The sequence below is a fragment of the Labrenzia sp. VG12 genome, from assembly GCF_002237595.1.
In the GTDB taxonomy this organism is placed as follows: Bacteria; Pseudomonadota; Alphaproteobacteria; order Rhizobiales; family Stappiaceae; genus Roseibium.
This window is the reverse complement of record NZ_CP022529.1, coordinates 1,109,397-1,129,050: the sequence shown is the minus strand read 5'-3', so window position 1 is coordinate 1,129,050 and position 19,654 is coordinate 1,109,397. Positions and strand designations below refer to the sequence as shown.

The following is a 19,654-nucleotide window of genomic DNA, read 5'->3' as shown; positions in this document are numbered from 1 at the left end:
AGCGTTTCATGACCGTTTCGATCCGTCCGCACCATCTGCTTTGCATGCTGACCTATCTCGGCAAGGGCTACACGCCGGATTTCGTGGCCGGTTACAGCCTGATTGTCGACAGACTGAACGCCGGCGAGGATATTGTCCTGGTTGGGGGCCCGGACGACATCTGCCAGCCGATGCTGAGCGAGCCCGATTGTCATTGCAACAACGACAGCGTCCTCGCCCGTGACGCTGACGCTGCCAGGCAGATCGGCAAAGCGCTTGGAACCGATCTGACATTCGGGACCAGCTTCACACTGGCAGTGGGGCAAATCCAAAACCTTCGGGAGGCTTTTGCCGCCGGGCACATCCGGTCCGCATGCACCGGATGCGAATGGCATGAGCTTTGTTCGCGCATTGCTGAAAACAAATTCAGGGGATGCCGGCTGGCACCCCCTGCTTGATTTCAACGACCTAGGTGTCGATCAGCGACGACGAATGACCCGCTGCACCTCACGTTTGACCATCTCCTCCACCATCGGCGGCAGGTTCTTGTCGAGCCAGGCCTTCAGCATTGGCCGCAACATGTCGCGTACCAGCTCTTCCACGGTCTGGGCCTGAGTTCCGATGAACATGTCGGTGAAATTGTCGAGCGCAGCATGCACTGCCTGTCCCGTTTCCGGAGATGTCAGCGGTGTTTCAGGTGTCATGTCCGGCAGATCGTCGGGGATCGGCATCGCCGCCATCATGGAGGCCATTTCGAGCTCTGGCTCAGAGTCAGGTTCAGCCCCGATCTCCGGCATTGGCTCAGGATCTGGCGCCGGCGGTTCGGCGAAGGACAGATCGCCCCCGTCGCCATCGAGGTCATCGCTCATGCCCTCGACCATTTCCATGCCGTCGTCTTCGACCGCAAGTTCCTCGGTCAACTCCAGAACGTCGTCTGTCTCGTCTTCCTCGGCATCGGCGGCCATGGCTGCCGCCATGTCATCCGCACCGTCGTCTTCATCCGTTGCCACGTCCTCGTCATCGCCGGCCATATCGAACAGCTTGTCGAGATCGTCCTGGGACATTTCGGAGGCATCGCCCATATCGTCCGCCGCCTCTTCTTCTAATGGTGTGTCTGCTGGTTCTTCCGCGCTGGCATCCGCGGCATCATCGCCCTGGGAGTCCTCATCGGATATGATTCGGCGGATCGATGCGAGGATTTCCTCCATCGACGGCTCTTCAGCCTTTTTCGCCTGTGCCATGACTACCCCCGTACTTCGGCTACGCAAAGGAACACGCGGTTCACTCTGAATGATTCGTTAACCGAAATTATGCGGGTGCGCAGGAAAGGCGCAAAGCAAGCGCGCTCCTTACCAACGTCTTTTCCCCTCTTAAGTCGGATTTTACCGCGTTAGAAGAGCAAATTAACCGGTTTGCGCGTGCCTGCAACTGCCGTTTGCCGGTTTCAATCGTCCAAAAACAAATGACGGCCGGGTCATTCGACCCCAACCGTCATCTTGAAACGAGTTGGTTAATGATATCTTAGCGTCCGTCAGGCGTACGCAGTCCGATCCACTTGTCTCGAACAGCCTTGTAGTGCTGTTTGGGATTGTAGCGGGCGACATTCAGTCCGAGGGAATCGGCATCAAGCCGGCCTACGGCGGCAACAAGCTGATACCCGCCAACGATCCGATTGCGCTGTGCGGTCACCAGATTGGATTGCTGGGTTACAAGCTCCCGCTGGGCGTCAAGCACATCCAGCGTTGTGCGCTGACCGACACGCTGTTCCTCGATCACGCCTTCAAGGGCCAATTGCTGCGCTTCCACGGCTGCCTGCGCAGCAACGATAGAGGCTTCGGCCGCCTGATAGTTACCCCAGGCCGAAATCACGTTGGCGCGGACCTGATCGCGGGTCACGTCAAGCTGCAGGCGTGTCTGGCCGAGCTCTTCCTTGGCCTGCCGCACCCGCGAAGACACACCGCCGCCCTGATAGATCGGAATGCTGACATTGCCGAAGATTTGCGCGTTGTCGCTGATATCGGTCGTGGCCGACGGGTTCCAGGACCGCGAGATGCTGCCATCCAATGTCACGGTCGGAAGCAGTTCGCCTTCGATCGCCTTGACGTTGAAGATGGCCGCGTCGACAAGATGCTGCGCCTGGCGGATCAGGGGCTGGTGGGCCTCACTCTTGTGAAGTGCTTCGTCCAGAGACTTGGGCACATAGCGGCTGATGGTGGTATCGGCCGACAGACTGCGCGCCTCGATACCGATCACCTGGCGATAGATCGCACGGCTGGTGTTCAGATTGGCAAGCGCGGTGTTGAGGCTGGCGCGGGCTTCGGCGGCACGGGCCTCGGCCTGGCTCACGTCGGTGCGGGTGCCCTCACCCACGTCGAAACGGTCACGTGCGGCCCGGACCTGTTCCTGAAGGAAGGCAAGGTCGCTGCGCTGCAGGGACACGAGGGCGGTGTCGCGGATCACGTCGACATAGGCAGTCGAGGCATCCAGCAGCGTGTCCTGCTCGGTGGACATCAGGCTCTCGCGCTGCGCCCGAACCACCGATTCGGCCTGGCGGGTCGAGTTGATGGTGCGAAAGCCGCGGAAAAGTGTCTGACTGACTGTCAGGGAGATCGAAGCATTGTTGCGGTAATCGACGAAGGAATCCGCGCTGCTTCTCAGCCGCCCCGCAGAGGCGGCAGCTGAAACCGTCGGACGCCAACCGGACAGTGCCTGCGGTACGTTCTCGTCAACACCACGAAGCTGCGCGCGAGCGGCATTCAAGGTTGGGTTGTTGGCATAGGCAAGCGCCAGCGACTCCCGGATGGTTTCGGCATGCGCAGGTGACAGGAAGGCTCCGGCCAGCGTCCCCGCAGACACGCCCCCCAACAGGCCCACCGCGACGGTCACTGCTTTCAGCGTTGAACGACCAGACACCCCACACTCCTTCCGGGTCAACTCACTCGACCATGTTGAGTAAACTGCACGGTTTTATTCTTCAACCTTTTGAAGGCGATATCTTCGGAAATTCTTCTAGTGCGGCTTAATGGCAACAAGTTGCCGAAGCGGCATTCCACACGCAAATGAAAAAGCCCGCCAAACTGGCGGGCCAAATCAGCTGGAAATCTGCCAGGCCAGCATCAGAAAACGAACTCGGCAGCTTTCTCAAACCCAGGCAGCAGGCCGACCGACGCGTTGAAACCGAACCGGCTGCTCGCTGCCTCACCCGACTTCTGGTAAAGCTTGGCAACCCCTGCCCCGCCTTTGCCCTCGATGACCGCAAGCCGGCCGCCGGACTTAACCTGATCGAGCAAAGCTTCCGGCAAGACCTCGACGGCGCCATCCACAACGATGACATCGTAAGGACCTTCAGCCGCGTAACCGGCAACCAGCGGACCGTCGACAACCACAGCATTTTCGATGCCCAGTTCCATCAGGACCTCGGTCGCCGTTTTGGCGAGATCCTCGTCTTGCTCAAGCGCGACGACAGATGCGGCCAACTTGGAAACAACGGCAGCACCGTAACCGGTTCCGGCCCCAACAACGAGAACCACATCACCTTCCCTGATCTCGGCAAGCTGCACCAGTTTGCCGAAGATGTGCGGCTTCATCATCACGCGGGTGCTGTCGGCCGAGCCGATCGGCAGGTCTTCATCGATATAGGCGACAGTCCGCTTGGAGGCCGGCACGAACCGCTCGCGGGGAACCAGTTCCATGGCGTCCAGTATGCGGTGGTCGGTCACATCATTGGTGCGCAGCTGGTTGTCCACCATCTTGCGGCGGGACTGGCTAAAGTCCGTCATATCGGCCCTCACTTTGACTTGCCGGCTTGCCGGCGCCTCTTGGCTCCGTTCATTAGCGACGCAGAGCCGCCCTGACAAGTCTCGGCAATTACGGATCCTTCGAACAACCGGGGAATAGGCAAAAAATCTTGTCGTGCGGCTTCCGGAGAAGATCATCGGTTTCCTTGTGGTGGAAAATTGACGGCCATCGCAATCAGGGCTTGACCAACGCCCGCAACTGATCGATAAGGCGCGGCACACCACCTCGGGGCCCTGTGGCGGAGTGGTGACGCAGCGGATTGCAAATCCGTGTACACCGGTTCGATTCCGGTCGGGGCCTCCAGACTTTCCCATCATATTGGCAGTCTTTTGTTCCGCCTGGCATTCAGGCTGCTTCGGGTTACCGCGGCTCATGCTATTGTTTGTTTCCTTCTGACAACGCGGGGAACAATCATGAAAGCGCCAGGTGGACACACTCCTGCCGTCAAGAAGCCGGTAACGACATCAACCATGAAACGGGTCGGCCCACCCCGCCCGCGCAAATCCCCTCAACTGGTTTCACCAAGCAGCGACCCGGAAGCGCTGATCGAGGCCCTGCGCGAGCGTGTGAACGATCTGGAAACGCGCATAGCGGAGCTGGAAAGCGTGATTTCCCTGCAAAATCAGGACGTCATCATCAGCGCGCCCAAAAGCGTTCTGATACAGGGGCAGGATACGGTCGAACTGTCTGCAGGGTCCAAACTGATCGCTTCTGCGGCTCTAGCGGAGACCAACGCGCCGCTCGTCAAGTTCTCCGGCATTGTTCAATGTGATGTGATCCAGGCGAACACCGTGATCGGAGCAAGTTACACACCCGGTGCGGGCAACATCTGGTAGTTGCGCGGCAAGATCCGCAATTCCACTGCCTTGACGCCCCATGACAGAATTTCCGATGCTCTCTCGATGAAAGAGCCAAGCTTCAGCATCGGCGTTGAAGAAGAGTATCTTCTCGTCGACAAGACCACCCGGATTCTGGCGAGTTCACCGCCTCCCGAACTGTTCAAGGCGTGCGAAAGCGCACTGGAAGGCCGGGTCAGTCCGGAATTCCTGCGATGCCAGATCGAAGTCGGCACCCCTGTCTGCATGACGCTGGCCGAAATACGCGCGGAACTCGCCTATTTTCGCAAGACCATCGCACAGGAAGCTGCGGCCTACTCCCTTGCACCGCTCGCCGCGTCCACCCATCCGTTTGCCGAGTGGACAGACCAGCCGCACACTGACAAGGAGCGCTACAACGAGATCGCCCGCTCCATGCAGGTGGTCGCCAAGCGCATGCTGATTTGCGGCATGCATGTGCATATCGGCATCGAGGACGAGGAACTGCGGATCGAGCTCTTCAACCAGCTCGCCTATTTCCTGCCGCACCTGCTGGCGCTCAGCACGTCGTCTCCGTTCTGGCGCGGGCGAAAGTCCGGCCTGAAATCCTATCGTCTGGCGATCTTCGACGAATTGCCGCGCACGGGTCTGCCGCCAAGTTTCGAGAGTTATTATGAGTACCGGCACACGGTCGACATCCTGTCGCATGCCGGTGTTATCGAGGATGCCACCAAGATCTGGTGGGACTTGCGGCCATCCGACCGTTTTCCGACACTTGAAATGCGTGTCACCGATGTCTGCCCGCGCCTCGACGACGCAGTTGCCATCGCCGCCCTGTTCCGGTGCCTGTGCCGAATGCTTTACCGGCTCCGCCGCATGAACCAGGGCTGGCGGCAGTATTCCAGATTTCTGCTGGCGGAAAACCGCTGGCAGGCACAGCGACACGGAACCGATGCCCGTCTGATCGATTTCGGCCGCAACGAGACCGCGCCGTTTCAGGACCTTGTTGAAGAACTGATCGAGCTTGTTCGCCCGGATGCGGAGCATTTTGGCTGTGAGGTCGATCTCATGCACATACGCGAGATAGCCCGGCGCGGCACGTCAGCAGACAAGCAGCTTGCGATTGCCGGCGACATCCCGGAAGACAGCCACCTGCCACAGGAGAAACTTGTCGCCATCGTCGATCACCTGATTGAGGAAACGCAGGCGGGTCTTTGAAGCTGCTACGTCTCGTCGCCAGTTCGTCTGGGCGGTGTCCCATGTGCCGTTGTGTGAAAATAGGTCAGTGATCCGGTCACGACAAAGGCGAACTCGTCGATCTCGGCGATGACAGCGTTTGCGGATCGTGACAGACCGGACCTAGGCCGCAAGGATTTCTGTGCTTCTACCAGTGCAGCACGCGCTTCGCCAAGCTTACCAAGAACCTCCTGGCTGCAAAATGCACGCGGGGATCGGTCAATCGATTTTCCAGGTGCCAAGGGTTTCTCCAGCGCTCATTGTTCTTCTTTTGTTCTAATTTGAACACAGGTCAAGGTCAATACACGCTTGAGGCGAATGAGGCACCGCAACGCGCTTGGTTTGCAATTTCCGCAATGGCACGCCTACCGGGAAAGAAGTAAAGCTCGAGTAAGTCTTTCGCAGTATCCTCCATGTTCTCTGGAGGGACGCATGAAACATATTCTTGTCCTGATGACCGCGTTTCTTTTTACGGTTGGCACGGCCAGCGCACTGGATTTCCGGCTGGGTATCGTTGGCGAAGACGAGAGCCGCTACGACTACGAGATCGGGCTGATCAGGCTCGCACTCAAAAAGGCCGATGGCGAGCACGAGCTTGAGGTAATTGCCGACCCTCATTCCAGCCAGGCCCGTGTCCTGCTGATGCTGATGGACGGGGTTGCCCGGTTCAACGTGACCTTCTCCGGCATTGACCGCACCCGGCATGACCGTCTTTTGACCATCCCCATCCCTCTCCAACGCGGCCTTCTCGGGCAACGGATCCTGATCGTCAGCCAACAATCCCGCTCCCTGTTTGACGAGGTGAGCACCCTTGAAGACCTGAAGGCCCTATCGATAGGATCAGGGCACGGCTGGCCAGACACCGACATCCTGCAATCGGCGGGGTTCAACGTCGCCCAGGCGGACTATGAAGACCTGTTCAAGATGGTCGACAAGGGACGGATCGCCGGCTACGCGCGCGGCGTCGCTGAGCCCTATGTCGAGGTCGCCGCCCGGACATCCTCACTTCCCAACCTCCTTGTCGAAAAGCGCCTTTTGATCAGCTATCCGTTCGACACGTTCTTTTTTGTCGCAAAGCAGGACAAGGAGCGCCACGACATCCTTTTGCAGGGTCTGGAGCGCGCCTATGAGGATGGCAGCTTTTTGCAGTATTTCAGATCTCATCCACGCATCAGAAAGGTCTTTGACACGGCAAAGATCGAAGACCGCATCGAATTTGCGATAGAAAATCCGCTGCTTCCGGATGAGATTGCTAATATCGACGCTGCCTACTGGCATCGCAAATAGCGCGTGTGCATTTAACCGTTCATTTATGTACACAACTGCAGAATTGCCTGCCATTCAATCGATTTAAGATTTCTGCAAGAGCTCCACGCCATGGTGCAGCCATCCCAATCTGGAGGCTGAACCCATGCGCATAATCCTCTCCGCCCTCTTTGCGACAAGCCTGGCAATCGCGCCGGCCCAGGCCGTTGAATTCCTTGTTGGCGTCGAGCGCGGCGATACCAGTCAGAGTGACTATGAAATCGGTCTTATCGAGCTCGCCCTGGAAAAGGCCGGGGGCGACCATACGATGAAGATCACCAATACCGGCGACACCAACCAGAGCCGCATGCTGGAAATGCTGTCGACGGGAGACGCGGATTTTCACGTCACCTTTTCCGGCATCGACCAGGAACGGTTCGACAAACTTGCTACCGTGCCTGTACCGATGCAGCGCGGCCTTCTCGGCCACCGCATCCTGATCGTCAGCCAGGACAGCAAGGACGCCGTCGGGGCGGTCAAGTCCATGGACGACCTGAAGCAGATCTCCATCGGCTCCGGAACCGGCTGGCCGGACACAACCATCCTGGAAAAAGCCGGCTTCAATGTCGAATCCTCCAAATACGACAATCTCTTCAAGATGGTTGACCGGGGCCGCATTCAGGGATTTGCCCGCGGTGTTGCCGAACCCTATTCGGAAGTTGCCGCACGTGAAGGCGACATGAAAAACCTGACGATCGACGAACATGTCATGATCGTTTATCCGTTCGACATGTTCCTGTTCCTCAACAAGGGTGACAAGGAACGCTACGATATCCTGTTGACCGGCCTGAAGAACGCCTATGAGGACGGAAGTTTCCTCGCTTATTTCGAAAACCACCCACGCATCAAGAAGGTGTTCGAACAGGCGAAGATCGATGACCGGCTGCGTTTCGAAATCGACAATCCGCTGCTGCCGGCGGAAATCGCGGCCATCCCGGACGAATACTGGCACGGCCGTTAAGTCTGTCACCTTGAATTCCCAATACGATCCGGCCCTGCGCCTTGACTGGCGCAGGGCTCATTGTTTGTCATTCCTGTTCAAGACCGTCGGAGACGGGGCACAACGTGTCGCGAACTGTCTGTACAATCAAACACCTCGGCGGCTAGATGGGGCTCCGGGCGCAATCCGCGCCGCGACCCAGGACCAAGAGGCCGTTTAGATGGAACATGGTGGTGACCTGACCCTTGCGATCGAGCGATTTGGCGGGGCACGGGAGGACTGGCTCGACCTGTCGACCGGGATAAATCCCTATCATTATCCCCTTCCTTCAGAGTTCTCTGCCGCTGCCTGGACAGCGCTGCCGGGCAAAGTTGCCAGTGAACAACTGATTGCCGCAGCCCGCCAAGCCTATGCCGTACCCGAACACCTTGGTCTCGTCGCGGCACCGGGCACACAGATCCTGCTGTCTTTGCTGCCGTCCCTGTTGCCTGCGGGGCCGGTCGCCATCGCCTCGCCGACCTATTCCAGTCACAAGAAGGTCTGGACACGGGACGGGCGTGCGCCGGTCGAACTTTCCAGCATCTATGCCCTGCCCGCCGATGCACAGATCGTATTGCTGGTTAATCCCAACAATCCGGATGGCCAACTGATCGACGTCAAGAGCCTGAAGGAAATTGCCCGCACGCTGACGGAACGCGGCGGATTTCTGGTGGTTGACGAGGCTTTTGCCGATGTGGTGCCGGGCGCCAGCCTGTTGCCGCATATTCAGGACGAGAACATCGTCGTGCTCCGGTCTTTCGGCAAGTTTTTCGGCCTCGCCGGTCTGCGGCTCGGTTTTCTTGCCGGTGCACAGGCGATCACGAGCAAAATGGCGGCTCTTCTGGAAAGCTGGTGCCTCAGCGGTCCGGCGCTGGAAGTAGGCACAACCGCGCTCAGGGATACGGCCTGGCAGGAAGCCATGGCCCGCCGGCTTGTCGATGAAATGGCGGATCTCACTCTGACCTTGTCCCGGCACGGGCTGAGTGTCTTTGGCGGCACTCCGCTTTACGCCCTTGCCGGCCTTCGCAGCGCCAATGGGTTGCACGAAGCCCTTGCCCGCAGGCAGATCTGGACACGCATCTTCGACTACGCACCGACCTGGGTCCGCTTTGGCCTGCCGGGCGGTGCAGAAAACCTGGAACGGCTGTCGGAAGCCCTTGCAGAAGCCATGCAGGAGCTCTAACGAGCTTGCATGCTCCTTTATGACTCCACGCTCTGGCTTCTTCTTTTGGCGTTGCTGCTTGACGCCGTGGTCGGTGATCCAGACTGGCTTTGGCGGCGCGTGCCCCATCCGGTGGTCTGGATCGGCAAGGTGATCACGGCCTTTGATCGTCTTTTCAACAAGACAGACTGTTCCCCGGCTACGCGAAAGCTCGGCGGAGTTTTGACGCTCTGCGCTCTTGTTCTCGGCGCCGTTCTGCTGGGCACCGGCCTTCACGCCCTGGCGGACCTTCTTCCCTATGGCAATGGCCTGATCGTGGTCGTCGCCGCTGTGTTCCTGGCTCAGAACAGTCTTTATCGGCACGTGGCATCCGTCCGGGACGGATTGCAGCAAAGAGGCCTGGAAGGCGGACGCCAGGCCGTCGCAATGATTGTCGGCCGCGACCCGAAGCAGCTTGACGAGGCGGGCGTTTCCCGAGCTGCGATCGAATCCTGCGCGGAGAACTATTCTGATGGTGTCGTCGCACCGCTCGTCTGGTTCGCGCTGCTGGGTCTGCCGGGGCTGATTGCCTACAAGGCCGTCAACACGGCCGACAGCATGATTGGACACAAGAACGAAATCTATCAGGACTTCGGCTGGGCCTCGGCCCGGTTCGACGACCTGGTCAACCTGCCGGCGTCCCGACTTGCCGGCCTGCTGATCGCCTTTGGTGCGCCGCTCGCCGGTGGTTCTCCCGGCAAAAGCCTTGCCTGCATCTTCCACGATGCCCGCAAGCACCGTTCACCCAATGCCGGTTGGCCGGAAGCGGCAATGGCGGGCGCGCTTGGCCTGGCCCTTGCCGGCCCGAGGGTCTATCCGGGGTACACCGTCAACGACCCCTATCTGAACGCAGATGGTCGCAAGGTTGCGACGGGCCTGGATGTTAAGCGAGCGCTGAGGGTTCTGTTCGGGGCTTTTGGATTGCAGGCTCTCCTGGTTCTGGGCGCTGCCCTTTCCTCAAGCTTGGCTTGAAGCGAAAAAATCAGCACCACACCAGCTTAACGATACCGCGCCCAGTTCCGTCACGTATTGCTGTTTGCCGAAGGTGCCAGATTGCGCAACCAGTTGAAAACCTTAGACAGTCCGACCGCACATGCAACAAGGCCCACACCAAGCGCAACCTGAATTGCCGCAGTCCAGTATGCGGCCGTGTCCTGGGGCGAAAGCGGCTGGCCGGTCAACTGATAGGTGCCCAGGTTCCACAAATAGATGTGGTAATAGACCAGGTCCTGCAGGCCATCCACCGCAAAATAGAAACCGATCACGGCTATCGCGGCGGCCTGAAAGGTCTGCACCGCATCCTGTTTCATCGCGTCACCGTTCCGGGCAAGAGACAGGCCCACCAGAACCACTCTCGGGTAACAGAACAGCAGCACGCAGATAAACAGATTAAGCGCCAACACAAGCAGATCCAGCCGCACGGCCGGTTCCTGTGCATTGACGTAAAAGGACGCATAGGTGGTTGGAAGAAGCGTCAGAGCTTGCATGAAAAAGAAGACAGAAAAGAGCCTGACGACAATCAAAGACAGTGAAACAATCATGGCAAACCACTTTGAACCAAAATTACGGTCGATTGCCTATAGCAGATTGGCAGAACTGACAATTCCTAGGTCGGATACGACATGATGAAAGCACGCTGATCGCTTGTGTCGGGAACAGGCACACCGCGGGCATCTGAAACGATCCTCACGGCCTCCTCGGGCCGTGTTCCCAGTGCAATCAGAACACAGCAGACCACCAGACCGGACCGGCCGATACCGGCGCGGCAGTGAACCGTAACGCCCCTGCCTTCCCTTAGCCGCTGCACGATCAGGGACACCAGCGTTTGAACCGAGCAAAGGTCGGGAACAGTCCGATCGGCGACCGGGAGCGCCAGGAATTCCATGCCAAGCCGTTCACAACACGCCTCCTCACCCGTCAAACCCAACACGGAACTCTCGTCAGCTGTAAGCATAGAGATCACCGTGTCGACGCCGCTGAGCTGAAGCTTGCCCAGGTCATCCGAGAGCCACTCGCCAGAGGGTTTCGGCATGAGGAACAACTGCCCATTTGCCTGGACAGGTATGGAGTAAAGCGATGGCTGCATGGCAAAAGCCTTCAGGCCCTTTCTAGCGCTGCTCAGCGAAATGCAGCAGCGTTTCGATATCCAGGACAGCGCCAAGGTGGGTCGCAAGATCGTCCAGGATCAGATCGATATCGCGGTCATAGGCGAGATCCGACACCACACCAAAACCGCCCAAGAATGCCTTGCGAAACCCGTCGCCGGTGAAAAGACCATGCATGTAGGTCCCCGCAACGCGCCCGTCTTTAGAGGTCGCTCCGTCCGGCACGCCCTCAGCAAGCTGCATCATGGGTCTGGAGCAATCGGGGCCTTCCGTCCGGCCAATGTGAATTTCGTATCCCGTTACATCGGCGCCAGAAGCCACATGGGTTCCGGACGCCGGAACCGTCGATTTTTCAGATGTCAGCAGCGTTTCCACATCCAGGTAACCGAGGCCTTCGACCGTTCCAGGCTTTCCCTCGATGCCCTCCGGATCGGAAATGGTCCGCCCGAGCATCTGGTAGCCGCCGCAGACTCCAAGTATGTGCCCACCTCGGCGGTGATGTGCTTTCAGATCGATGTCCCAGCCCTGTTCACGGAAGAAAGCCAGATCGCCAATCGTCGATTTTGATCCGGGCAGCAGAACCAGGTCCGCGTCACCCGGCAGCGGTGTGCCCGGCTGAACCAGTTCGAGCGTAACCCTTGGCTCTAGACGAAGCGGATCGAGATCATCGAAATTGGCAATTCTGGAGATGACCGGCACCACAATCTTGAACCCGCCGCTGCCGAAACCGTCCGACAGCCCGAGCGCGTCTTCCGCCGGCAGTTTTGCCGCGTTTCCAAACCAGGGCACGACACCAAGCCCCCGCCAGCCCGTGCGAAGCGCGATCTCACGCATGCCGTCGTCAAAGAGGCTCGGGTCGCCGCGGAACCGGTTGACGAAGAACCCCTTGATCCGCTGTTGTTCGTCCGGATCGAGCACCGCATGCGTGCCGACGACCGAAGCGATCACGCCGCCCCGATCTATGTCGGCGCAAAGGATAACCGGCAGGTCTGCGGCCTCTGCGAATCCCATATTGGCAATGTCGCCGGCCCTGAGATTGATTTCAGCCGGGCTGCCGGCGCCCTCGACAAGAACGAGATCCGCTTCTGAAGCGTTGATTTCAAAACTCTCCAGAACCTTTGGTAAAAGCTCGGCTTTTTGCTTTCCGTATTCACGCGCACGCATGGTGCCGAACCGCTTGCCCTGAACAATGACCTGGGCGCCCGTGTCGGTTTCCGGTTTCAAGAGCACCGGGTTCATGTGCACGCTGGGCGGCACGCGGCAACCCATCGCCTGCAATGCCTGCGCACGGCCGATCTCGCCGCCATCGACCGTGACGGCGGCATTGTTCGACATGTTCTGCGGTTTGAAGGGCCTGACCCGCATGCCCCTGTTGGCAAACAGACGGCAAAGCCCGGCGACAACCAGGCTCTTGCCGACATTGGACCCGGTGCCCTGGATCATGAGGGCGGGCGTGGTTTTCCCGGAACCCCTGGACAAGCCTAGAACTCGATGCCTTCCTGCGGTTTCACACCCGAGCGGAACGGGTGCTTGACCTGGGTCATGTCGGTGACGAGATCAGCAATGTCGATCAGCTCGTCCTTGGCGTTCCGTCCCGTGATGACCACGTGGACATCGTCAGGCTTTTCGTTTTTCAGGAAATCAGCCACTTCGTTGATGTCGAGATAGTCGTAGCGCAACACGATGTTGAGCTCGTCACACAGGATCAGCCGGTATTCGCCGGAAGTGATCATTTCCTTGGCCGCGTTCCAGGCTTCCTGCGCGGCGTCGATGTCACGCTGGCGGTCCTGGGTTTCCCAGGTAAAGCCCTCGCCCATGCGCTTGATGGTCACCAGATCGGAGAACCGCTCCAGCGCCATGCGCTCACCGGTCTCGATCCGGCCCTTGACGAATTGCACCACCCCGACCTTGTGACCGTGGCCGAGCGAGCGGAACACCATGCCAAAGCCGGCTGTCGACTTGCCCTTGCCCTTGCCCGTGTGGACGATCAGGAGACCCTTTTCGATGGTCTTGGTCGCCATGATCTTGTCGCGGGCGGCCTTCTTCTTGCGCATCTTTTCCGCGTGCCGAGCATTGAGCTCTTCTTCGGAGAGTTCGGGTTTGTCCTTGTCGGCGGTCACGATGCGTCCGTCCCTTCCAGTTTTGTTTTCAAGTCTGCCAAGGCAGCATGGGTCGAATTGCGCCGCGGCGTCCAGAGGCCGCGATCGATTGTTTCCAAAAACCTGTCGAGCATTTCCCGCAGGCCGGCCGGATTGGCGTCCTGAAGAAACTCAAGCACCTCCGGATTGTCCAGATAGGCCTCGTAAAGCTGATCGAAATGATGGTCGCCGACGGTGCGGGTGGTCGCGGCAAAGGCAAAGAGGTAGTCGAGCGTCGCCACCATCTCGAACGCACCCTTGTAGCCGTGCCGCATGACCCCGCGGATCCATTTCGGATTGGCGGCCCTGCCCCGCACAACCCGGCCGATTTCCTCAGAAAGCGAGCGCACCACGGGGCGTTCCGGTCGCGAATGGTCGTTGTGATAGATCCTGGGCGCTTCGCCCTTCAGCGTCTCGACCGTCGCGGCCAGCCCCCCTTCGAACTGGTAATAGTCGTCACTGTCGAGAAGATCGTGTTCGCGGTTGTCCTGATTGTGAAGGACGGCATCGACCGCGCCCAGCCGGTTTTCAAGTTCGGTGCGTGCACCCGCACCCTCGGCGCCGCCGCCATAGGCATAACCGCCCCAGGTCAGAAAGGCCTCGGCAAAATCGCCCCTTTCCTGCCAGATACCCTCGTCGATCAACGCCTGCAGTCCGGCCCCATAGGCCCCGGGTTTGGATCCGAAAACGCGGAAGCCGGCGCGTTGCTTCGCCGTTTCAGCGTCAAACCCTTCTGCGCGCAGTCTTTCAGCTTCCGCGCGCATGCGGGCTGCGACCGGGTTGGCTTCAGCGGGCTCTTCCAGCGCACCAACTGCCCTGACAGCACTGTCGAACAGATCCATCTGGTGCGGGAAGGCATCGCGGAAAAAGCCGGAAACACGCAAGGTGACATCGATGCGCGGGCGCCCGAGCTCGGACAGTTTCAGGATTTCAAAGCCGGTTACGCGGCCGGACGCCTGTTCCCAGACGGGTTTTGCACCGATCAGGGCGAGCGCCTGGGCAATGTCGTCGCCGCCCGTGCGCATGTTGGCCGTTCCCCAGCAGGTCAGCACCAGCGACGTCGGCCAGTCGCCTTCTTCCTGGAAATAGCGGTCCGCCACCAGGGATGCGGATTGCCAGCCGAGACGCCAGGCGGTTTCGGTCGGCACCGCCCGGACATCAACGGAATAGAAATTCTTGCCCGTCGGCAAGACATCCGGCCTGCCGCGGGACGGAGCGCCGGAAGGACCAGGCTCGACAAAACCGCCTGAGAGGGCCGTCAGGATGGCTTGGGTTTCTGAGGGTCCGGAGCCGATCACGGCCGGCTTCAACCCGGTTTCGATTGCCTGCAACACCGCCCGGGTCTCGTTCCAGTCCAAAGGTGTTTCGATCTCTCCTGCCAGCAAGCGGCTTGCCAGCAATTCTATCCGCTCAATCGCATCCCCGTTCGAGCGCCAGGGAGCCTCGCTGACCGCCTGAAGAATGTCTGGCTTTTGCCAGGTCCAGGAGGCGGCGAAATCGCAATCGAGCGGATCGAAGCCGTCAAGGCCAAGATCAGCGGCAATTGCCCGTTGCAGGCTTTCCTGTCCTTTTTCACGTCCCCGCGGTACGCGCGCAAGGGCGGCAAGCAGATCCGTCAGCAGGTTGCCCTGCGGGCTTTCGCCCAGGATGTGCAGTCCATCCCGTATCTGGAGTTCCTTCAGGTCGCACAGATGCGCGTCAAGCCGGGCGAGACGTGTCTCCTCGTCCATGTCGTCGCTGAGACCGATGTCCTTGTCCAGACCGTGGCGGGTGGCTGCATCCAGGATGTCCCGGGTCAGCGCCTTGAGGCGGCGCGGATCGACACCGCTCGCCAGATAATATTCATCAAGCAGCGTTTCGAGTTCTTCGGCAACCCCGTGACTTTCGGCGCGGGCCAATGGCGGTGTCAGGTGATCGACGATGACCGCGGAGGTCCGTCTCTTGGCCTGAGCCCCTTCGCCCGGATCGTTGACGATAAAGGGATAGATGTTCGGCGTCGGACCCAGAACAGCTTCGGGAAAACAGGCCACCGACAGTGCCAGAGCCTTGCCCGGCAGCCATTCCAGATTGCCGTGTTTGCCAAGATGGATCACCGCATCCGCACCAAAACTTTCCCGCAGCCAGACGTAAAAGGCAAAATAGTGATGCGGAGGCACCAGGTCCGGGTCGTGATAGGTGTCCTTGGGATCGATGTTGTAGCCACGCGCGGGCTGAATGCCGACCACCTGCTTGCCAAAACGGTGAAGACCCAGGCGAAAAACCCCATCCACCAGATGCGGATCGTTCTCGGGACGTCCCCAACGCTCCTGAACTGCCTCGCGCACTGAGGCCGGCAGCTTCTCAAAGACACGAAGATAGTCGATCAGCGGCAAAGACTGGTAGCCTTCGCGCAGGTCTCGCCCGTCAAGCGCGTTGGTCACTCCGGAGGTCAAAAGCTCCATGAGGGTTGAGGAGTCCTGGGGAGCGGTTCCGACATCATAACCGCCCGCGCCCATGGCCTTCAGAACCGAAACGCAGGAGGCAGGTGTGTCCAGGCCTACGCCATTGGCAAGGCGCCCGTCCTTGTTCGGATAGTTGGCAAGGATCAGCGCCGTTTTCTTGCCTTGTGCCGGCATCTGGCCAAGACGTGCCCAGGCAGCAGCAAGTTCGGCGACAAAACGGATCCGGTCTGGCACCGGTGTAAAGGCGACGGGCGTGGACTGCGTAGCATTGTCAAAAACGCCCTCTTCCTTGAAAGAGACGGCGCGGGACAGGATCCTGCCATCGATTTCCGGCAGCACGACATGCATGGCAAGGTCGCGGATCGACAGGCCCTGATCGCTTTCCTCCCACCCCTCTCTGGAAGAAGAGGAAAAGACGACCTGCAGCACCGGTTTGCCGGGTCGATCAAGTGGTGTTGGCTGATGCGCTGCGCCAGCCTTGGAAACGGCAAAGGCCGTGCCGTTCAGCACGACATCGGGCGATGCACCTTCAAACAGGGTTTCGAGAACGGCGACACTTTCGGCTTCCTTCAGGCTCGACACGAACACCGGCAAGGCGTTGACACCAGCCTCGTCGAGAGCTGCCACGAGCGCGTCGACCGGTGCCGTCTGTGCGCCCTGGACTAGGGCACGATAGAAGGTGATCGCCGCAACAGGACGCGATGGATCCTGCCAGGTTGCCCTGAGTGTCTCCAGGTCCGGCGCGGCCTGTCCGGGCAGGTAGATCCCGGCGCGTGGCAGCGGAACCGGATGCGCCGGTTCCTCTCCCTTGTTCAAGAGACTGGCCGCAAACAGAAGCGCGTTGGCATAGTTCTCCGCACCGCCCTCGACGCAATACCGCCAGAACCGGTGAACCTCTTCCGCCGGCCTTGTAGACCGCGCGGTCAGGTCTTCGTCCCACTTGTCATCGCCCGGAATGACAATCAGCTCGACACCGCTGGCCCGTGCTTCCTCCTCAAAACGCTCCAGCCCGTAGCGCCAGTATTCCACCCCGCCCAGTACGCGCAGGATGACGAGTTTCGACCCGCGCATCGTCTGCTCGGCATAAAGATCTACCGAATAGGGATGCGACAACGCCATCAGATTGGCGAGACGCAGGCTCGCGGCCGTGGTTCCAAGACGCCTTTGCGCGGCTGCAAAGCTGCCGAGCTCCGTGTCGGCGGCTGAGAGAAACAGGATATCGGCGGGCGACTGGCCGAGATCTACGGCGTCTCCACCGTCATCGATACGGCGCGTCTGGCTGGCAAGAATGTGCATTTATGTCTTCTTGTTGGATTTTGCTGGCCGCGGCTTTGAGGCTCGCAGTTAGGCAGCCTCGACCGCCTGCCCGAGGACAGCCCGTGCTGCGTCCAGTTCAAGGCCCTTCAGGCCGATGACGACCAGGCGCCCGGCGCTTTCCGTGCCTGCTGCAAACCAGGTTTCAACCCGCGGACCAACGGCCTGAACCATTGCCGGCGCCGATTTGCCCTCAATGCGAACAGCCCCCTTGATGCGCAACACGCCCTTGTGCGCCATCACCTCAAGGACTTTTGCCTCGGCTTCGTTCAGGCTGGCGAAGGTTCCCACGTCGAGCACGTGACTTTCAAAATCATCGTGATGATGATGGTCATGGTGGTGGTCGTGATGATGGTGGTCGTCATCGTGATCGTGATCATCGTGGTGATGGTGATGATGCTCGTGGCGGCTGTCCATGTCGTCTTCTGCCGCGGAGCCCCTGCCAAGCAGAACCTCGATAGGCAAAGTTCCCTTTTCGGACGACACGATATGGACCGCCGGTCGCACGTCTTCGGCAATCTTTCCCTGCACGGTTTCAAGAGCCTCGGCGGAGACGAGATCGGCCTTGTTCAGGACCACAAGGTCGGCGCAGCGAAGCTGGTCGTGAAAGAGTTCTTCCACCGGGCTTTCATGGTCAAGGGCTTCGTCGGCCGCGCGCTGGGCTTCGAGTGCTTCTTCATCAAGTGCGATCCGGCCTTCGGCCAGCGCAGCAGCATCGAGCACGGTCACTACCCCGTCCACTGTGACTTTCGGCTTCACGCTCGGCCAGGAGAAGGCGCGCACAAGCGGTTGCGGCAATGCAAGGCCGGAGGTCTCAATGACGATGTGCTCAGGCGGCGTTTCGCGGGCAAGCAGCATTTCCATGGTCGGCAGGAAATCATCTGCGACAGTGCAGCAAATGCAGCCATTGGTGAGTTCGACCACTTCTTCTGCAGCGCAGTCCGGATCTGCGCAGCCATTCACCAGAGACCCGTCGAACCCCATGTCTCCGAATTCGTTGACGATCAGAGCAATGCGCTTGCCGTTGGCATTGGTCAGGAGGTTACGGATCAGCGTGGTTTTGCCCGCGCCCAGAAACCCTGTGACAATCGTTGCCGGAATTTTCTGACCCGGCAGATGGGAAGGTGTGCTCATAGTGTGATGTCCGGTTGGGTGCGGGGTTTGAGAAGAAGCGGCTGGCCGGCCGTCAGAAAGACAACCTGCGTGCAGACCTCCGCCATATCCTGATTGAGACGCCCCTGAGCGTCGCGGAACGACCTGGAGAGGCGGTTCTCCGGCACAATGCCCAGGCCGACTTCGTTTGAGACAAAGATGCAAGGCCCTTTAAGATGTGCGACCGTCTCGCACAGGGCAGCGGTTTCCTCGCCGATATCCTTGCCGGAAAAAGTCAGGTTGGACAGCCAAAGCGTCAGACAATCCGCCAGGATGACCCGATCAGGCGCACTTTCGCGCAACAGCACGTCCTTCAGGTTCAGCTGTTCCTCGATCGTGATCCAGCTGGGCCCGCGCCTGTGCCGGTGGGTCCCGATCCGCTCTTCCATTTCCGTGTCGAAGGCCGCAGAGGTTGCGACATAGATTTTCTGAAGGCCGGTCTGTTCCGCCAGTCTTTCGGCAAATGTGCTCTTGCCGGAGCGGGCGCCACCCAGAACGAGGGCGGTTCGCGGTTTTGAATGATCCGTCACTTTCATCTCCCGGCCGTCCACCCGACAGCGTTCGAGGTTGATCTTATCGACGGCCGGTCTCCTGGCTTGCGGATCCGCGCCAGCTGCACTCCTTCCCGGCCTTTGACGCCAGTGGTTCTTGTGCAGCCGCTCACCGCTCACAGTTGCGGGGGCAGCTCCGGCAGAGGGCCAACACACCCATCCCGGATTCCCGTTTCATCCGGATCGGGCCAAGCCCTTTCCGAAACCGTCCCGAACTTCGTAACCGGAACTTGAGACCGGCACAAGCCGCAGATTGGTTCCGTGACGCCCGGCCAGCCCCCTTCCGGAAAGGTCGCACCGGGCTCAATTCGCGCCGCAGGGAGCATTTGCGTCCGGTGAGATCACAACCTTAAACGCGAAAACACTGGGTTTTCCTTGTCCTAAGTAACGCTTAGGCAACTGAAAAACCTGAAGTTTTCCACACCGGACACAAAAAAATGACGGCTTGATGAAAAAAACGCCTTGAAGGGCTTGGCAAACGGATCAAGCCTTTGATATACGCATCTCCATCGACGGGGCGGCAACGTGTTGACCCCGACCGTGGTGATCCCCAGTAGCTCAGTTGGTAGAGCAAGCGACTGTTAATCGCTGGGTCGCTGGTTCGAGTCCGGCCTGGGGAGCCATCACCACCTCCTAAATC

18 protein-coding genes, 2 tRNA genes and 1 riboswitch are annotated in these 19,654 nt (G+C 59.6%); of the genes, 9 read left to right on the top strand and 11 right to left on the bottom strand.

Annotated features, from left to right (window positions below):
• Nucleotides 1-8 precede the first annotated feature (8 nt).
• Nucleotides 9-437, top strand: coding sequence for a DUF1284 domain-containing protein (locus tag CHH27_RS05140; RefSeq protein WP_094070630.1), 429 nt, complete (start codon nucleotides 9-11; stop codon nucleotides 435-437).
• A 21-nt stretch (nucleotides 438-458) separates the two neighbouring features.
• Here the strand turns inward: CHH27_RS05140 and CHH27_RS05135 are convergent, their stop codons facing one another.
• From CHH27_RS05135 to CHH27_RS05125, 3 genes are all read right to left on the bottom strand, one after another.
• Nucleotides 459-1,220, bottom strand: coding sequence for a PopZ family protein (locus CHH27_RS05135; RefSeq protein ID WP_094070629.1), 762 nt, complete (start codon nucleotides 1,218-1,220; stop codon nucleotides 459-461).
• 280 nt (nucleotides 1,221-1,500) lie between these two features.
• Nucleotides 1,501-2,805 (bottom strand): TolC family outer membrane protein, encoded by a 1,305-nt coding sequence (locus CHH27_RS05130; protein ID WP_208988897.1) that lies wholly within the window; start codon nucleotides 2,803-2,805, stop codon nucleotides 1,501-1,503.
• 290 nt (nucleotides 2,806-3,095) lie between these two features.
• Nucleotides 3,096-3,758 carry a protein-L-isoaspartate O-methyltransferase gene (locus tag CHH27_RS05125; RefSeq protein WP_094070628.1) on the bottom strand — a complete coding sequence of 221 codons (663 nt, stop codon included), beginning with the start codon at nucleotides 3,756-3,758 and terminating at the stop codon, nucleotides 3,096-3,098.
• Between the two features lie 248 nt (nucleotides 3,759-4,006).
• Between CHH27_RS05125 and CHH27_RS05120 the strand changes: the two genes are divergently transcribed.
• The 3 genes from CHH27_RS05120 (at nucleotide 4,007) to CHH27_RS05110 (ending at nucleotide 5,810) form a co-directional block, all read left to right on the top strand.
• Nucleotides 4,007-4,080 (top strand) — tRNA-Cys (locus tag CHH27_RS05120).
• Between the two features lie 110 nt (nucleotides 4,081-4,190).
• Nucleotides 4,191-4,613 carry a hypothetical protein gene (locus CHH27_RS05115; protein ID WP_157738713.1) on the top strand — a complete coding sequence of 141 codons (423 nt, stop codon included), beginning with the start codon at nucleotides 4,191-4,193 and terminating at the stop codon, nucleotides 4,611-4,613.
• 66 nt (nucleotides 4,614-4,679) lie between these two features.
• On the top strand, nucleotides 4,680-5,810 hold the full coding sequence (locus tag CHH27_RS05110) for a carboxylate-amine ligase (RefSeq protein WP_094070626.1): 1,131 nt from the start codon (nucleotides 4,680-4,682) through the stop codon (nucleotides 5,808-5,810).
• A gap of 5 nt (nucleotides 5,811-5,815) precedes the next feature.
• Here CHH27_RS05110 and CHH27_RS05105 read toward each other — a convergent pair whose 3' ends face one another.
• On the bottom strand, nucleotides 5,816-6,070 hold the full coding sequence (locus CHH27_RS05105) for a hypothetical protein (protein WP_208988574.1): 255 nt from the start codon (nucleotides 6,068-6,070) through the stop codon (nucleotides 5,816-5,818).
• A 190-nt stretch (nucleotides 6,071-6,260) separates the two neighbouring features.
• Between CHH27_RS05105 and CHH27_RS05100 the strand changes: the two genes are divergently transcribed.
• The 4 genes from CHH27_RS05100 (at nucleotide 6,261) to cbiB (ending at nucleotide 10,285) form a co-directional block, all read left to right on the top strand.
• Nucleotides 6,261-7,115 carry a hypothetical protein gene (locus CHH27_RS05100; RefSeq protein WP_094070625.1) on the top strand — a complete coding sequence of 285 codons (855 nt, stop codon included), beginning with the start codon at nucleotides 6,261-6,263 and terminating at the stop codon, nucleotides 7,113-7,115.
• A 124-nt stretch (nucleotides 7,116-7,239) separates the two neighbouring features.
• On the top strand, nucleotides 7,240-8,094 hold the full coding sequence (locus CHH27_RS05095; RefSeq protein WP_094070624.1) for an ABC transporter substrate-binding protein: 855 nt from the start codon (nucleotides 7,240-7,242) through the stop codon (nucleotides 8,092-8,094).
• Nucleotides 8,095-8,293: 199 nt separating this feature from the next.
• Nucleotides 8,294-9,295, top strand: a complete 1,002-nt coding sequence (gene cobD / locus CHH27_RS05090) for a threonine-phosphate decarboxylase CobD (RefSeq protein WP_094070623.1) — start codon at nucleotides 8,294-8,296, stop codon at nucleotides 9,293-9,295.
• Between the two features lie 9 nt (nucleotides 9,296-9,304).
• Complete coding sequence (cbiB, locus tag CHH27_RS05085; protein ID WP_094070622.1) at nucleotides 9,305-10,285, top strand: adenosylcobinamide-phosphate synthase CbiB; 981 nt, start codon at nucleotides 9,305-9,307, stop codon at nucleotides 10,283-10,285.
• A gap of 50 nt (nucleotides 10,286-10,335) precedes the next feature.
• Here cbiB and CHH27_RS05080 read toward each other — a convergent pair whose 3' ends face one another.
• From CHH27_RS05080 to cobU, 7 genes are all read right to left on the bottom strand, one after another.
• Nucleotides 10,336-10,854 (bottom strand): hypothetical protein, encoded by a 519-nt coding sequence (locus tag CHH27_RS05080; RefSeq protein ID WP_094070621.1) that lies wholly within the window; start codon nucleotides 10,852-10,854, stop codon nucleotides 10,336-10,338.
• 65 nt (nucleotides 10,855-10,919) lie between these two features.
• Nucleotides 10,920-11,345, bottom strand: a complete 426-nt coding sequence (locus tag CHH27_RS05075; protein ID WP_157738711.1) for a dual specificity protein phosphatase family protein — start codon at nucleotides 11,343-11,345, stop codon at nucleotides 10,920-10,922.
• 76 nt (nucleotides 11,346-11,421) lie between these two features.
• Nucleotides 11,422-12,861, bottom strand: a complete 1,440-nt coding sequence (locus CHH27_RS05070; RefSeq protein WP_094070619.1) for a cobyric acid synthase — start codon at nucleotides 12,859-12,861, stop codon at nucleotides 11,422-11,424.
• Nucleotides 12,862-12,899: 38 nt separating this feature from the next.
• Nucleotides 12,900-13,538 (bottom strand): cob(I)yrinic acid a,c-diamide adenosyltransferase, encoded by a 639-nt coding sequence (gene cobO / locus CHH27_RS05065; RefSeq protein WP_094070618.1) that lies wholly within the window; start codon nucleotides 13,536-13,538, stop codon nucleotides 12,900-12,902.
• Nucleotides 13,535-17,293, bottom strand: coding sequence for a cobaltochelatase subunit CobN (cobN, locus tag CHH27_RS05060; protein WP_094070617.1), 3,759 nt, complete (start codon nucleotides 17,291-17,293; stop codon nucleotides 13,535-13,537). The genes cobO and cobN overlap by 4 nt, the downstream gene beginning before the upstream one ends.
• A gap of 48 nt (nucleotides 17,294-17,341) precedes the next feature.
• Entirely contained in the window at nucleotides 17,342-18,445 is a 1,104-nt protein-coding gene (gene cobW, locus CHH27_RS05055) for a cobalamin biosynthesis protein CobW (protein ID WP_094070616.1), read from the bottom strand.
• Nucleotides 18,442-18,999: a bifunctional adenosylcobinamide kinase/adenosylcobinamide-phosphate guanylyltransferase gene (cobU, locus tag CHH27_RS05050; protein ID WP_094074529.1), complete on the bottom strand. Its 558-nt coding sequence runs from the start codon at nucleotides 18,997-18,999 to the stop codon at nucleotides 18,442-18,444. The genes cobW and cobU overlap by 4 nt, the downstream gene beginning before the upstream one ends.
• A 27-nt stretch (nucleotides 19,000-19,026) precedes the next feature.
• Nucleotides 19,027-19,239, bottom strand: a riboswitch (cobalamin riboswitch).
• A 322-nt stretch (nucleotides 19,240-19,561) separates the two neighbouring features.
• On the opposite strand from cobU, the gene CHH27_RS05045 reads away from it, so the two are divergent.
• A tRNA-Asn gene (locus CHH27_RS05045) sits at nucleotides 19,562-19,637 on the top strand.
• The last annotated feature ends 17 nt before the right edge of the window (nucleotides 19,638-19,654 follow it).

Excerpts from the sequence above, each read along its gene's own strand:
- CHH27_RS05140 (WP_094070630.1), top strand. The coding sequence starts at position 9 with ATGACCGTTTCGATCCGTCCGCACCATCTGCTTTGCATGCTGACCTAT.
- CHH27_RS05135 (WP_094070629.1), bottom strand. The coding sequence starts at position 1,220 with ATGGCACAGGCGAAAAAGGCTGAAGAGCCGTCGATGGAGGAAATCCTC.
- CHH27_RS05125 (WP_094070628.1), bottom strand. The coding sequence starts at position 3,758 with ATGACGGACTTTAGCCAGTCCCGCCGCAAGATGGTGGACAACCAGCTG.
- CHH27_RS05115 (WP_157738713.1), top strand. The coding sequence starts at position 4,191 with ATGAAAGCGCCAGGTGGACACACTCCTGCCGTCAAGAAGCCGGTAACG.
- CHH27_RS05110 (WP_094070626.1), top strand. The coding sequence starts at position 4,680 with ATGAAAGAGCCAAGCTTCAGCATCGGCGTTGAAGAAGAGTATCTTCTC.
- CHH27_RS05100 (WP_094070625.1), top strand. The coding sequence starts at position 6,261 with ATGAAACATATTCTTGTCCTGATGACCGCGTTTCTTTTTACGGTTGGC.
- CHH27_RS05095 (WP_094070624.1), top strand. The coding sequence starts at position 7,240 with ATGCGCATAATCCTCTCCGCCCTCTTTGCGACAAGCCTGGCAATCGCG.
- cobD (WP_094070623.1), top strand. The coding sequence starts at position 8,294 with ATGGAACATGGTGGTGACCTGACCCTTGCGATCGAGCGATTTGGCGGG.
- cbiB (WP_094070622.1), top strand. The coding sequence starts at position 9,305 with ATGCTCCTTTATGACTCCACGCTCTGGCTTCTTCTTTTGGCGTTGCTG.
- CHH27_RS05080 (WP_094070621.1), bottom strand. The coding sequence starts at position 10,854 with ATGATTGTTTCACTGTCTTTGATTGTCGTCAGGCTCTTTTCTGTCTTC.
- CHH27_RS05075 (WP_157738711.1), bottom strand. The coding sequence starts at position 11,345 with ATGCCGAAACCCTCTGGCGAGTGGCTCTCGGATGACCTGGGCAAGCTT.
- CHH27_RS05070 (WP_094070619.1), bottom strand. The coding sequence starts at position 12,861 with ATGATCCAGGGCACCGGGTCCAATGTCGGCAAGAGCCTGGTTGTCGCC.
- cobN (WP_094070617.1), bottom strand. The coding sequence starts at position 17,293 with ATGCACATTCTTGCCAGCCAGACGCGCCGTATCGATGACGGTGGAGAC.
- cobW (WP_094070616.1), bottom strand. The coding sequence starts at position 18,445 with ATGAGCACACCTTCCCATCTGCCGGGTCAGAAAATTCCGGCAACGATT.
- cobU (WP_094074529.1), bottom strand. The coding sequence starts at position 18,999 with ATGAAAGTGACGGATCATTCAAAACCGCGAACCGCCCTCGTTCTGGGT.